Genomic DNA, 12327 nt, shown 5'->3' with positions numbered 1-12327 from the left:
GCATGAGGCAATCCAGCACCACGCGCCGCCAGTTGCTGCGCCAGGGCGCGGCGGCGGCCCTGGGCTGCGGCCTGCCCGCGGCCTGGGCCGACACCGTCGCTGCAGGCGGTCCGGTGGTGCTGCAGGATGCGCTGGGCCGGCGCGTGGAGATTGCCGCGCCGCCGCAGCGCATCGTCTCCATCTTTGCCTCCAACACCGAGCTGGTGGCCGCGCTGGGCCTGCTGGACCGCGTGGTGGGCGTGGAGGATTTCACGCGCTTTCCACCGGGCGTGGAGCGCATTCCCAAGGTGGGCGGGCGGCTGGGGTTCTCGGTGGACGCCGTGGTGGCGCGCCAGCCGGACCTGGTCATCGTCACGCCCGCGCGCCAGGCGGCGCACCAGCTGGTCGATCCCATGGAGCGCATCGGCGTGCCGGTGATGGTGCTGCTCAGCCGCTCGCTGGCCGAGGTGATGGACAACCTGCGCCTGGTGGCCCGCGCCACGGGCGTGCAGGCGCGCGGCCAGGCGCTGGCCCTGGCGCAGGAGACGCGGCTGCTGCGCGTGGACCGGCAGGTGGCCGGCCAGCCCCGGCCGCGTGCCCTCATGGTCACGGGCCGGCTGGGCAACGGCATGCTGCTGGCGGCCCGGCCGGGCACCTATACCGGCGAGGCCATGGTGCGCGCGGGCGCTTCGTTCGCGCTGGACGGCCTGGGCACGGTGCCCCAGGTCTCGCCCGATGCCGTGCTGGCCGCCGACCCCGATGTGCTGCTGTTCGCGGGCACGCAGGAGGCCATGCAGGACCTGATCGGCCAGCGCGGCTGGCGCGACCTGCGTGCCGTGCGCGCGGGCCGGGCCACCACGGTGGCGCGTGCCGAGTTCCTGATTCCCGGGCCGCGCACCTTCGGCGGCGTGGAAAAGCTCTCGCGCTGGCTGCACCCTGCGGCCTGGGCCGGGGAGGCCGCATGAATTCCCTTTCACATCCACCTGCGTGGCGCCCCTGGGCCGGTGCGGTCCTGCTGCTGCTGGCCAGCCTGCTGATTGCCGCCTGCGCGGGCCACCAGTGGGCCAGCCCGGCCGACCTGCTGGCCGCGCTGGGCGGCGAAGACAGCCTGCGCAGCCGGCTGCTGCTGCAGTGGCGCGTGCCGCGCGTGCTGGCAGCCGCCCTGGTGGGCGCGCTGCTGGGCCTGTCGGGAGCCATCTTCCAGGGCGTGTTCCGCAATCCGCTGGCCGAGCCCTATCTGCTGGGCGCCTCGGGCGGCGCGGCGCTGGGGGCGACGGTCGCCCTGCTGGTTCCCATGCATCTATTGTTCGGCCTGTCCCAGGCCTGGACGCTGCCCGTGCTGGCCTTTGCGGGCGCCTGGGGTTCGACCGTGCTGGTGCTGGCCGTCTCGCGCGTGGCCGGTGCCACCGATGCGGCCGGCATGCTGCTGGCCGGCGTGGCGCTGGCGGCCGTGCTGGGCGCGCTGCGCTCGTTCCTGATGCTGGCGCTGTCCGATGAGACGGTGAGCCTGCAGGTGGTGCTCAGCTGGGTGCTGGGCGGCATACAGACGCCGTCCTGGAGCGGCCTGGGCCTGCTGGCCGGCGCCTCCCTGGCCTGCCTGGCCGGGGCCATGGCGCTGGCGCGCGGGCTGGACCTGCTGGGCCTGGGTGCCGATGCTGCCCAGGGCTTCGGCCTGGATGTGGCGCGCTTCACGCCGCTGGCCGTGCTGGCCGGCTCGCTGGTGGTGGCCGTGGCCGTGGCCTATGGCGGGCTGGTGGCCTTCGTGGGCCTGGCTGCGCCGCACATTGCGCGCTGGATGGCGGGACCGCTGCACCGCGCGGCCCTGCCGGCGTCGGCGCTCACGGGCGCCATCATCGTCACGCTGGCCGATGCGATTGCGCGCAGCGTGCTGCCGCCGGCCGAAATCCCGCTGGGCCTGGTCACGGCCGTGGCCGGCGGGCCCTTCTTCATCGTGCTGCTGGCGCGCAGGCTGAGGTCCGCATGAACGATCAAGCCATGGACGACGCCGTGCCACGCCTACAGGCCCGGTCCCTCACGCTGCGCCACCGTGGCCGCAGCGTGCTCGACGCCGTCTCGCTGCAGCTGCCCGCCTGCGGCGCCGTGGCCCTGGTGGGACCCAATGGCGCAGGCAAGTCCAGCCTGCTGTCCCTGCTGGCGGGGCTGCAGGCGCCTGCATCCGGCAGCGTGCTGCTGGACGGGCAAGACATCGCAACCCTGCCCGTGGCCGAGCGCGCACGCCGCGTGGGCCACATGCCGCAGCGCTTTGCGCCGCACTGGGACCTGACGCTGGCCGAGCTCATGCACATGCGGCTGGCGGGCCGGGGTGGTGTCGAGGCGGCCGTTGCCGGCGCCGGGCTGCAGGATTTCGCGCGCAGGCGCTGGTCCACGCTGTCCGGCGGCGAGCAGGCGCGTGCCCTGCTGGCCACCGTGCTGGCCACCGACCCGCCCGTGCTGCTGGCCGACGAGCCCGGCGCCGCGCTGGACGTGCGCCACCGCCTGGCCCTGGTGCAGGCGCTGGCGCAGCGCGGGCGCGAGCGGCTGGTGCTGGTGGTCATGCATGACCTGGACCTGGCGCTGGCGCACTTCGGGCGCGTCATCGTGCTGGACCAGGGGCGCATTGCGCTCGATGGGGCCCCTGCCGAGCTGCTGCATGCGCCGGGGCTGGATGCCGTGTTCGGCGTGGATTTCGAGCGCATCGACGCACCCCCGCAAACCTTGCTGCGCGCGCGGCTGAAACAGGAGAACTGACCCCATGCGCATCGATCTGGCCGGCTGGACGCGCGACGCCACGCGCGGCGACCACCGTGAATTCCTGGCACTGTTCGAGCGCGCCGAGCGCCTGGGTTTCCAGGGCGTGTGGTTCAACGAATTCCGCGTGCCCGATACCGCCTGGCCCTATCCCTCGCCCCTGCTGCTGGCCGCCGCCGTGCTGGCGCGCACCGAGCGGCTGCGCGTGGGCACCTCGGTGCTGGTGCTGCCGCTGCACCACCCGCTGATGCTGGCCGAGGAGATTGCCCAGCTGGACCTGCAAAGCGCCGGCCGCATCGACGTGGGTGTGGGCCGGGGCACGGAGCCGGCCGCGCTGCGCGCCCTGCAGATCGATGCGGACAGCACGCGCGAACGCTTCGAGCAGTCCTGCCGCATCCTGGTGGAGGCGCTGTCCGGCAAGCCCGTCGCAGCTGGGCAGGGGCCGTGGCGCTTCGAGGATCGGCCCGCCCTGCCTTCGACCGTGCAGCGTCCGCATCCTCCCTTGTATGTGGCCGGCTCCACGGCAGAGACCCTGGGCTTTGCCGTCGATCAGAATCTGCCCCTGCTGCTGAGCCTGGAGCCGCCCGAAGGCATGCAGCTGGAGCGCCTGGAGGCCGCTGCCCGGGAGCGCGGGCGCGATGCCGCCGCGCTGCGTGCGCGTTCATCGCTGGCGCGCTATGTCTGCATCGGTGCCGACGAGGCCGCCGTGCAGGCCCGGCTGGCCACGCTGTGGCCGCAGCTGTACCAGCGGCGCGTGTACTTTGCGGGCAAGCGCGGCGTGCCGGCCGACCAGGTGCTGCCCATCGATGTGCCGCGCGTGCTGGCCGAGCAATTCATCCATGGCACGCCCGAGCAGTGCCATGCGCAGATCACCGCCTTGCGCGAGCGCACGGGCATGGGCCAGCTGCGCTGCGTCTTCAACGCCAACGGCCTGTGGAGCGATGCCCAGGCCCTCGCCGGCATGGAGCTGTTTGCGCAGGAGGTTCTTCCTTCATTGCGCAGCGCCGTGCCTTTCGCCACCGTCTGACTTCCTCTTTTTTCTGGAGAACCTTCCATGCAAACCGCCAAGATTCCCGCCACCATCGTCACCGGCTTCCTGGGCAGCGGCAAGACCACGCTGCTGCGCCACATCCTGGACAGCGCGGGCGGCCGGCGCATCGCTGTCATCGTCAACGAGTTCGGAGAGCTGGGCATCGATGGCGAGATCCTCAAGGGCTGCGGCATCGGCTGCGACGATGAGGGCAACGAGCGCGAAGGCGCGCTGTACGAGCTGGCCAACGGCTGCATGTGCTGCACGGTGCAGGAGGAGTTCTTCCCCGTGATGCGCGCGCTGGCCGAGCGCCGCGACCAGATCGACGCCGTGATCATCGAGACCTCGGGCCTGGCCCTGCCCAAGCCCCTGGTCCAGGCCTTCCAGTGGCCCGAGATCGCCAACGTGTTCACCGTGGACGCGGTGGTCACCGTGGTGGACACGCCAGCGGCCGCCAGCGGCCAGTTCGCCGCCAATCCCCAGGCCGTGGACGAGCTGCGCCGCGCCGACCCCAACCTGGACCACGAATCGCCGCTGCACGAACTGTTCGAGGACCAGCTGGGCGCGGCCGACCTGGTGGTGCTCAACAAGACCGACCTGGCCGATGCCGATGCCCTGGCGCGCGTGACCGCCCTGGTGCGCGAGGAGCTGCCGCCCGAGGTCAAGATCGTGCAATCGTCCCAGGGCCGCCTGCCGCTGGACGTGGTGCTGGGCCTGGCCAAGGCGGCCGAGACCACCATCGACCAGCGCGTGAGCCACCACGACCACGACGAGGACCATGACCACGACGACTTCGACTCCTACGTGATCGACCTGCCCGCCGTGGACCGCGACGGCCTGCTGGCCGCGCTGGAGACGCTGGTGGAGCAGCACAGCATCCTGCGCGTCAAGGGCTTTGCCGAGATCCCGGGCAAGCCCATGCGCTGGCTGCTGCAGGGCGTGGGCCGCCGCTTCGACCACCATTTCGACCGCGCCTGGCGCGAGGGCGAGGCACGCGGCACGCGCCTGGTGTTCATCGGGCAAGACCTTGACGAAGCAGCGCTGCGCAAGGGCCTGGAGAATGTGGCCGCCTGACCTTCCGATTCCGTACTGAAACCTATTCCATGCACCTGCTGTCCACGCGCCCCGGCGGCTTCGTCGAGGACGAGAGCATCGTCACCCGCCTCGACCAGACGCCGGCCGACATCGTCATCCTGAGCTCGGCCGACACCACGCTGGCCCTGCTGTCCTCGGCCGTGGCCGCGCTGGCCGGGGCGTCGGCGGACTTCCCCTCGGTGCGGCTGGCCAATCTGCTGTACCTGCGCCAGCCGGCCTCGCTGGACCTGTATGTGGACGAGGTGCTGCGCCATGCGCGCGTGGTCATCGTGGACCACCTGGGCTCGGAGTCGGCCTGGCCCTATGGCATCGAGCAGATCGGCTCGCTGGCGCGCCGCAAGGGGCAGCGCCTGGCCATGTTCTCGGGTGACCTGCAGGAAGACCCGCACCTGCTGGCGCGCAGCACGCTGCCGGCCGCCGCCTGCCGCCAGCTGTGGCAGTACCTGCGCTCGGGCGGCGCGGCCAATGCGCGCGAATTCCTCAAGGCCACCGTCTACCACGGGCTGGACCGGGGCGATGCGCCGCTGCCGCCGCGCACCCTGCCTCAGGCAGCCGTGCACGTGCCGCTTGCGCTATTCGAGAACGCACCCAACCCTGCCCAGGTGCAGGCCCATGACGTGGCCGGCATCGACGACCTGCAGCGCGCCTGGACGCCGGGCGCGCCCACGGTGGCCCTGGTGTTCTACCGCTCCCACCTGCTGGCGGGCAATACGGCGGCCTTCGACGCCATGGCCCTGTCGCTGCAGCAGCGCGGCATGAACCCGCTGGCCGTGGCGCTGGACTCGCTCAAGGACCCGCTGTGCCTGGCCACGCTGCGCCAGCTCTGCGAAGACCATGCCGTGCAGCTGGTGCTCAACACCACGGCGTTCTCGGCGCTGGAATCGGGCACGGCCCTGGCCGGCGATGCGCCCGTGCTGCAGGTGATCGCCAGCGGCGGCAACCGCGAGGACTGGTGGGCCGACAGCCAGGGCCTGCGCCCGCGGGACATCGCCATGCAGGTGGTGCTGCCCGAGATGGATGGCCGCATCATCACGCGCGCCATCAGCTTCAAGGGCCTGTCCCACCGCTGCGCCTTCACCCAGGCCGACGTGGTGGCCTACCAGCCCGAGCCCGACCGCGTGGACTTCGTGGCCGACCTGGCCTGGCGCTGGTGCCGCCTGCGCAGCCTGCCCGCGCGCGACAAGCGCCTGGCCCTGGTGCTGGCCAACTATCCGGGCAGCGAAGGCCGCATCGGCAGCGGCGTGGGGCTGGATACGCCGGCCTCGGTGATCGCCATCCTGCAGCACCTGGCGGCCGAAGGGCACGAGCTGGGCGACCCCGCGCAGCTGCCCGCCGATGGCGAGGCGCTGATGCACACCCTGCAGCAGGGCATTGCCAACGACCCTGCCCAGTGGCCGCTGCGACCGGCCTGGCAAAGCTATGCGCTGGACGAGTACCTGGCACGCCTGGCCGCGCTGCCGGACGGCATGGCCGACGCCGTCACGGCGCGCTGGGGCGCGCCCGAGGCCGACCCGCTGCTGCGCCAGGGCCGCTTCATGATCGCGGGCCTGCGCCTGGGCCATGTCTTTGTCGGCATACAGCCGGCGCGTGCATTGGTCGGTAAAGGCATGGGCGCGCAGGACTATGCGAGCTACCACGATGCCGAGCTGGTGCCGCCCCACGGCTACCTGGCCTTCTACTTCTGGCTGCGCGACCGCTTTGCCGTGGATGCCATGGTCCACGTGGGCAAGCATGGCAACCTCGAATGGCTGCCGGGCAAGAGCCTGGCGCTGTCGGGCGCGTGCTGGCCCGATGCCATCCTGGGCCCGCTGCCGCACCTGTACCCCTTCATCGTCAACGATCCCGGCGAAGGCGCCCAGGCCAAGCGCCGCAGCCAGGCCGTGATCATCGACCACCTGATGCCGCCGCTGACGCGCGCCGAAAACCACGGCCCGCTGCAGGACCTGGAGCGCCTGGTGGACGAGTACTACGACGCCCTGCTGGTCGATGCGCGGCGCGGCGCGCTGCTGCGCCGCCAGATCCTGGACATCGTGCGCCGCCAGCACCTGGAACAGGAGCTGGACCTGGCGCCCGGTGCCGCGCAGGACGACGATGCCGTGCTCGAACGCATAGACGCCTACCTGTGCGAGCTCAAGGAAACCCAGATCCGCGACGGCCTGCATGTCTTCGGCGCCTCGCCGCAAGGGCGCCAGCGCCGCGACACGCTGCTGGCGCTGGCGCGCTTCCCGTCGGACGAAGGCCAGGGCCTGATACAGGCGCTGGCCGCCGACCTGCTGGACAGCCCCGGGTTCGACCCGCTGCGCATGGAGCCTGCACGCCCCTGGACCGGCGCGCGCCCCGCCGCACTGCAGGCCGTGAGCGACGAGCCCTGGCGCCATGAAGGCGACACGCGCGAGCGCCTGGAGCTGCTGGCCCAGCAGTTGCTGGAAGGTGAGGCCCCGGCCGGTGACTGGCCGCAGACACGCGCCGCGCTGCAACAGGTGCATGCCGTGCTGGCGCCCGCGCTGGATGCCTGTGGCGGCGAGGAACTGCGCCAGCTGCTGCGCGGGCTGCAGGGCCGCTTCGTGCCGCCCGGGCCCAGCGGATCGCCCTCGCGCGGGCGGCCCGACGTGCTGCCCACGGGGCGCAATTTCTACACGCTGGACACGCGCGCCATTCCCACCCAGGCCGCCTGGGAGCTGGGCCAGCAGGCCACGCTCAGGCTGCTGGAGCGCTATCTGCAGGAGCATGGCGAGTACCCGCGCACCCTGGGCCTGTCGGTCTGGGGCACGGCCACCATGCGCACGGGCGGCGACGACATCGCCCAGGCCTTTGCGCTGATCGGCGTGCGCCCCAAATGGGCGCCCGGCAGCCAGCGCGTGGTGGACTTCGAGGTGGTGCCGCGCGTGGGCATGGGCCGGCCGCGCGTGGATGTGACGCTGCGCATCTCGGGCTTTTTCCGCGATGCCTTCCCCGGCGCCGTGCAGATGTTCGACGCGGCCGTGCAGGCCGTGGCCGCGCTGGACGAGGACGCCGAGGACAACCCCATACGCGCGCGCATCCTGGCCGAGGCCGAGCAGCTGCAGGCGCAGGGCATGGACGCCGTGCAGGCCCGCCTGCAGGCCGGCTGGCGCGTGTTCGGCGCGCCGCCCGGCCACTATGGATCGGGCCTGGGCGGACTGTTCCAGAGCGGCGACTGGCAGGGCGATGCCGACCTGGCCCAGGCCTACCTGGGCTGGAGCCAGCATGCCTACGGCCAGGACGCCGAGGGCGTGCCCGCAGGCGATGCGCTGCGCCGCCGCCTGGGCGAGCTCGACGTGGTGGCCCACAACCAGGACAGCCGCGAGCACGACATCCTCGACTCGGGCGACTACTTCCAGTTCCAGGGCGGCATGGCCTCGGCCGTGCGCCACCTCTCGGGCCGCCAGCCCGCGCTCTACCACGGCGACCATGCCAACCCGGCCCAGCCGCGCGTGCGCTCGCTCAAGGAGGAGATTGCGCGCGTGGTGCGCTCGCGCGTCACCAATCCCAAGTGGATGGACGGCGCCAAGCGCCACGGCTACAAGGGCGCCTTCGAGATGGCGGCCACGGTGGACTATCTCTTCGGCTTCGACGCCACCACGCAGCAGGTGGGCGACCACCAGTACGCCCTGGTGGCCGACGCCTATGTGCTGGACGCGGCCACGCGCGACTTTCTCGTGCAGCACAATCCGCAGGCCCTGCGCGACATGCTGGAGCGCCTGCTCGAAGCCATGCAGCGCGGCCTGTGGGAGCAGCCCGGCGACTATCGCCAGCAGCTGGAAGACCTGCTGCTGGAACATGAAAACCATCTCGAAGGATTGCGCGGATGACCGCATCTCCTGATCTGGGCAGCGGCGCCCAGCCCGCGCTGCCGCCGCTGTTTCCCTTTGCCGCCATTGCCGGCCAGCCCCTGCTGTGCCAGGCGCTGCTGCTGGCCGCCATCGACCCGCAACTGGGCGGCGTGCTGATCGAGGGGCCGCGCGGCACGGCCAAGTCCACGGCCGCGCGTGCCCTGGCCGAGCTGATCGAGGCCGCGCCCTTCGTCACGCTGCCGCTGGGCGCCTCGCTGGAGCATCTGGCCGGCTCGCTGGACCTGGGCCAGGCCATGGCCGGCCATGCGCTCAAATTCGCGCCCGGCCTGCTGGCACGCGCCCATGGCGGCGTGCTCTATGTGGACGAGATCAACCTGCTGCCCGATGCCCTGGTCGATGTGCTGCTGGATGCCGCCGCCAGCGGCGTCAACGTGGTCGAGCGCGACGGCATCTCCCACCGCCATGCGGCGCGCTTCGTGCTGGTGGGCACCATGAACCCCGAGGAAGGCCAGCTGCGCCCGCAGCTGCTGGACCGCCTGGGCCTGTGCGTGCGCCTGGCCAATGTGCAGGATGTGGCCCAGCGCCAGGCCATCGTGCGTGCGCGCCTGGTGTTCGATGCCGACCCCGCAGCCTTCCGCGCCCGCCATGCAGACGCCCAGGCCGCGCTGGCCGCGCAGCTGCGCACGGCACGCGAGCGCCTGCAGCCGGCCGGCGCGCTGCCCTGGTCCGACGCGGTGCTGCAGGCCGCCGGAGCGCTGTGCATTGCCGCCCAGGTGGACGGCCTGCGCGCCGACCTGGTGCTGCTGCGTGCCGCACGCGCCTGGGCCGCCTGGCTGGGCGATGCCGAGGTCACGCCCGACCATGTGCAGGCCGTGGCCGAGCTGGTGCTGGTGCACCGCCGCAAGCCGGGGGCGCCGCAGCCGCAGCCGCAGCCGCAGCAGCCATCCCCACAGCAGGCGCCATCGAATCCGCCTTCGCAGTCGCCGGCACAAAGCCGGCCGCCTGCCCAGGCCACGGCCAACGGCGAAAGCGGCAGCCAACCCTCCGAGGCCGACTGGGGCGCCATGCCGCCCGAGCCCGTGGGCCTGCTGCGTGTCGCCGTGCCTTCGTTGCTGGCCTGCGAGGCCGCAAAGCCCGGAGCGCCCGCCGCAAAAAAAGCCTGAGCCCTCGCGGCCCCGCGCCACAGGCAAGGGATGCGAGGGCGGGCCAGCAGGCGGCCAGCCAGCCCCGGCTGGCCCAGGCGCAAGGCGGGCCGCCCACCGGCAGCTGGGACTGGCCGCGCACGCTGGCCGCGCGCGGCGCCCGGCTGCTCGCGCCCGAACATCTGCAGCGCCGCCGCGAGCCGCCGCAGGCCGCGCGGCTGCATTGCTTTGTGCTCGATTGCTCGGCCTCCATGGCCGCCAGCGGCGCACTGGCGCGGGCCAAGGGCGTGCTGCTGTCGCTGATGGAAGAGGCCTACCGCCGCCGCGAGCAGGTGGCGCTGATCTGCTTTGCGGGCACGCGCGTGGAATTGCGCCTGCCGCCGCGCAAGGCAGCGGCCTGGAATGACGACTGGATCGCTCCCATTGGCGGGGGCGGCGGCACGCCGCTGCAGGCGGCCGTGGAGCAGGCGGGCCAGTTGCTGCAGCGCCATTGCGGCGCAGAGGCCTCCTGCCAGGGCTGGCTGTGGCTGCTCACCGACGGCCGCACGCGCGAGCGGCCTGCGCGGCCTGCGGCGGCGCAGGAGGCAGGCATCGTGGACTTCGAATCAGGCCGCGTGCGCCTGGGCCGGGCCGCTGCGCTGGCTGCCGCCTGGGACGCACGCCATGTGCGGGCCGATGATTTCGCAGGCTGATCTGCGGCTCTGACGAGGTCAGGCCGGCCAGCTCAGCTCGAACAGCGCGCCGCCGCGCTCGCCCGGCAGGCATTGCGCCCGCCCGCCATGGGCCTGGGCAATGGCCTGGACCACGGCCAGGCCCAGTCCGCTGCCCTTGCTGGCCCCCACGCCGGCGTTTTTGCGGCTGCGGGCGCCTTCGCCGCGCTGGAAGGCGTCGAAGATGCGCGGCGCAAGGTCCGCCGCCACGCCGGGGCCGCTGTCTTCCACGCGCACGGTGCACAGGCCCTGGCGCACGCGCGCGGCCACCAGCAGGGGGCCGGGCTGCGCATACAGCATGGCGTTTTCCAGCAGGGCCAGCAGGGCCTGGCGTATGCGCACGGGGTCGCAGACCACGGGCTGCTCGTCCAGCTCCAGCGCCAGTTGCAGGCCCGCCTGCTCCAGCGCCGGCCCCACGGCCAGGGTCACCGATCGCACCTCGCCGGCCAGGCAGGTCTGGCGCAGCTCCAGATGCAGGTGGCCGTTGTCCTGCAGGCCCAGCAGGCGCAGATCGTCGATCAGGCGGGTCAGCCCCTCGACCTGGGTCATCAGGCTGGCCAGCATGTCCTTGCTGGGCAGGAAGACGCCATCGGACAGGCCTTGCAGCCGTCCGCTGAGGATGGTCACGGGCGTGCGCAGCTCATGGGCGATGGCCGCGCTCCAGAAGGCGCGCTCCTGCGCCATGCCTTCCAGGCGCTGGGCCAGGCTGTTGAAGTCGTGCACCAGCTGGGCGGCCTCGTGCAGCGCGCTGTCGTCGGTGTGCGCGCGCGCCGAGAGGTCGCCCTGGGCCAGCTGGCGCAGGCTGATGGCCACCGAGTCCAGCGAGGGCAGGATGCGCCGCGATAGCCGCGTGGCCACGAAGATGGCGATCAGCAGGGCGATGACCAGGGTCAGCAGCACCCAGGCCAGCTCCACGCTGGAGGGCATCCAGCCGTCGGAGACGCTGGCCGGGTGAAAGGTCAGCAGCAGTGCATAGAAGGCGTACGAACCCAGCACGCACAGCACGACCACGGCCAGCGTGACGGCCGACATGGTCAGCACCACCTGCCGGCGCAGGCCCGGCACTGCGCTCATGGGTCCATCCCCAGCCGGTAGCCCACGCTGCGCACGCTGTCGGGCATGCCCTGCAGGCCCAGGCCTTCGAGCTTCTTGCGCAGCTTGCTGATGTGGCTGTCCACGGTGCGTTCCAGCGTGTGGCCTTCGGGCAGGCAACTGAGCAGCAGCTCGGCGCGGCTGAACACGCGCCGGGGCGAACGCACCAGGCTGGCCAGCAGGTTGAATTCGGTCACGGTGAGTTCGGGTACATGCGTGGCGCCCTGCACCTGCACGCTGACCTCGCGGCTGTCCAGGTCCACGCGAAAGGGGCCGGCCTGCAGCAGCTTGGTATCGCGGAGCCGGCCCTGGCCGCAGCGGCGCAGCACGGCCTGCACGCGCGCCACGACCTCGGCCGCATTGAAGGGCTTGCCCACGTAGTCGTCCGCGCCAATGCGCAGGCCGATGAGCTTGTCCACGTCCTGGTTGAGGGCGGTGAGCATGATGACGGGCGTGTCGCCGCGCCGGCGGATTTCGGACAGCACCTGCCAGCCGTCGAGGCGTGGCATCTGCACGTCGAGAAGAACGAGATCGGGTTTCAAGTGGTGGTGCAGTTCAAGGGCCTGCTGGCCATCGGCGGCATGGACGGTGCGCAGGTCGCTGCGGGCCAGGTAGGCGCACAGGATGTCTGCGATCTCGGGCTCGTCCTCGGCAACGAGGATGAGCGATGTCGATGGCTGGAAAGGCAAGGGCTGGGCAATGATAGAAGCCATTTTGGG

The 12327-nt window shown here is 72.2% G+C and carries 10 protein-coding genes; 8 read left to right on the top strand and 2 right to left on the bottom strand.

Annotation, left to right across the window (positions count from 1 at the left end; all coding sequences use genetic code 11):
- The first annotated feature begins 2 nt into the window (after positions 1-2).
- From PO605_RS17530 to PO605_RS17495, 8 genes are all read left to right on the top strand, one after another.
- Positions 3-944: an ABC transporter substrate-binding protein gene (locus PO605_RS17530; RefSeq protein WP_272206683.1), complete on the top strand. Its 942-nt coding sequence runs from the start codon at positions 3-5 to the stop codon at positions 942-944.
- Complete coding sequence (locus tag PO605_RS17525; protein ID WP_272206682.1) at positions 941-1963, top strand: FecCD family ABC transporter permease; 1023 nt, start codon at positions 941-943, stop codon at positions 1961-1963. The genes PO605_RS17530 and PO605_RS17525 overlap by 4 nt, the downstream gene beginning before the upstream one ends.
- The gene (locus tag PO605_RS17520) at positions 1960-2727 is read left to right on the top strand and encodes an ABC transporter ATP-binding protein (protein WP_272206681.1); all 768 of its coding nucleotides are present in this window, start codon (positions 1960-1962) and stop codon (positions 2725-2727) included. The genes PO605_RS17525 and PO605_RS17520 overlap by 4 nt, the downstream gene beginning before the upstream one ends.
- A 4-nt stretch (positions 2728-2731) precedes the next feature.
- Entirely contained in the window at positions 2732-3754 is a 1023-nt protein-coding gene (locus tag PO605_RS17515) for an LLM class flavin-dependent oxidoreductase (RefSeq protein WP_047473342.1), read from the top strand.
- Between the two features lie 27 nt (positions 3755-3781).
- Positions 3782-4831: a cobalamin biosynthesis protein CobW gene (gene cobW / locus PO605_RS17510; RefSeq protein WP_272206680.1), complete on the top strand. Its 1050-nt coding sequence runs from the start codon at positions 3782-3784 to the stop codon at positions 4829-4831.
- Between the two features lie 29 nt (positions 4832-4860).
- Positions 4861-8682, top strand: a complete 3822-nt coding sequence (gene cobN / locus PO605_RS17505; protein WP_047473339.1) for a cobaltochelatase subunit CobN — start codon at positions 4861-4863, stop codon at positions 8680-8682.
- The gene (locus PO605_RS17500; protein ID WP_272206679.1) at positions 8679-9827 is read left to right on the top strand and encodes an ATP-binding protein; all 1149 of its coding nucleotides are present in this window, start codon (positions 8679-8681) and stop codon (positions 9825-9827) included. Before cobN ends, PO605_RS17500 begins: the two co-directional genes overlap by 4 nt.
- Before the next feature lie 209 nt (positions 9828-10036).
- Positions 10037-10498: a vWA domain-containing protein gene (locus tag PO605_RS17495; protein ID WP_084027467.1), complete on the top strand. Its 462-nt coding sequence runs from the start codon at positions 10037-10039 to the stop codon at positions 10496-10498.
- A gap of 18 nt (positions 10499-10516) precedes the next feature.
- Here PO605_RS17495 and PO605_RS17490 read toward each other — a convergent pair whose 3' ends face one another.
- Entirely contained in the window at positions 10517-11590 is a 1074-nt protein-coding gene (locus tag PO605_RS17490) for an ATP-binding protein (RefSeq protein ID WP_016448780.1), read from the bottom strand.
- Positions 11587-12321, bottom strand: coding sequence for a response regulator (locus PO605_RS17485; protein ID WP_016448779.1), 735 nt, complete (start codon positions 12319-12321; stop codon positions 11587-11589). The genes PO605_RS17490 and PO605_RS17485 overlap by 4 nt, the downstream gene beginning before the upstream one ends.
- Between the last annotated feature and the right edge of the window lie 6 nt (positions 12322-12327).

This window comes from Delftia sp. DT-2, assembly GCF_028401915.1.
GTDB classification, from domain to species: Bacteria; Pseudomonadota; Gammaproteobacteria; order Burkholderiales; family Burkholderiaceae_C; genus Comamonas; species Comamonas tsuruhatensis.
The sequence above is the reverse complement of the archived record's forward strand: the minus strand, read 5'-3'. Positions and strand labels throughout refer to the sequence as shown.

Excerpts from the sequence above, each read along its gene's own strand:
- PO605_RS17530 (WP_272206683.1), top strand. The coding sequence starts at position 3 with ATGAGGCAATCCAGCACCACGCGCCGCCAGTTGCTGCGCCAGGGCGCG.
- PO605_RS17525 (WP_272206682.1), top strand. The coding sequence starts at position 941 with ATGAATTCCCTTTCACATCCACCTGCGTGGCGCCCCTGGGCCGGTGCG.
- PO605_RS17520 (WP_272206681.1), top strand. The coding sequence starts at position 1,960 with ATGAACGATCAAGCCATGGACGACGCCGTGCCACGCCTACAGGCCCGG.
- PO605_RS17515 (WP_047473342.1), top strand. The coding sequence starts at position 2,732 with ATGCGCATCGATCTGGCCGGCTGGACGCGCGACGCCACGCGCGGCGAC.
- cobW (WP_272206680.1), top strand. The coding sequence starts at position 3,782 with ATGCAAACCGCCAAGATTCCCGCCACCATCGTCACCGGCTTCCTGGGC.
- cobN (WP_047473339.1), top strand. The coding sequence starts at position 4,861 with ATGCACCTGCTGTCCACGCGCCCCGGCGGCTTCGTCGAGGACGAGAGC.
- PO605_RS17500 (WP_272206679.1), top strand. The coding sequence starts at position 8,679 with ATGACCGCATCTCCTGATCTGGGCAGCGGCGCCCAGCCCGCGCTGCCG.
- PO605_RS17490 (WP_016448780.1), bottom strand. The coding sequence starts at position 11,590 with ATGAGCGCAGTGCCGGGCCTGCGCCGGCAGGTGGTGCTGACCATGTCG.
- PO605_RS17485 (WP_016448779.1), bottom strand. The coding sequence starts at position 12,321 with ATGGCTTCTATCATTGCCCAGCCCTTGCCTTTCCAGCCATCGACATCG.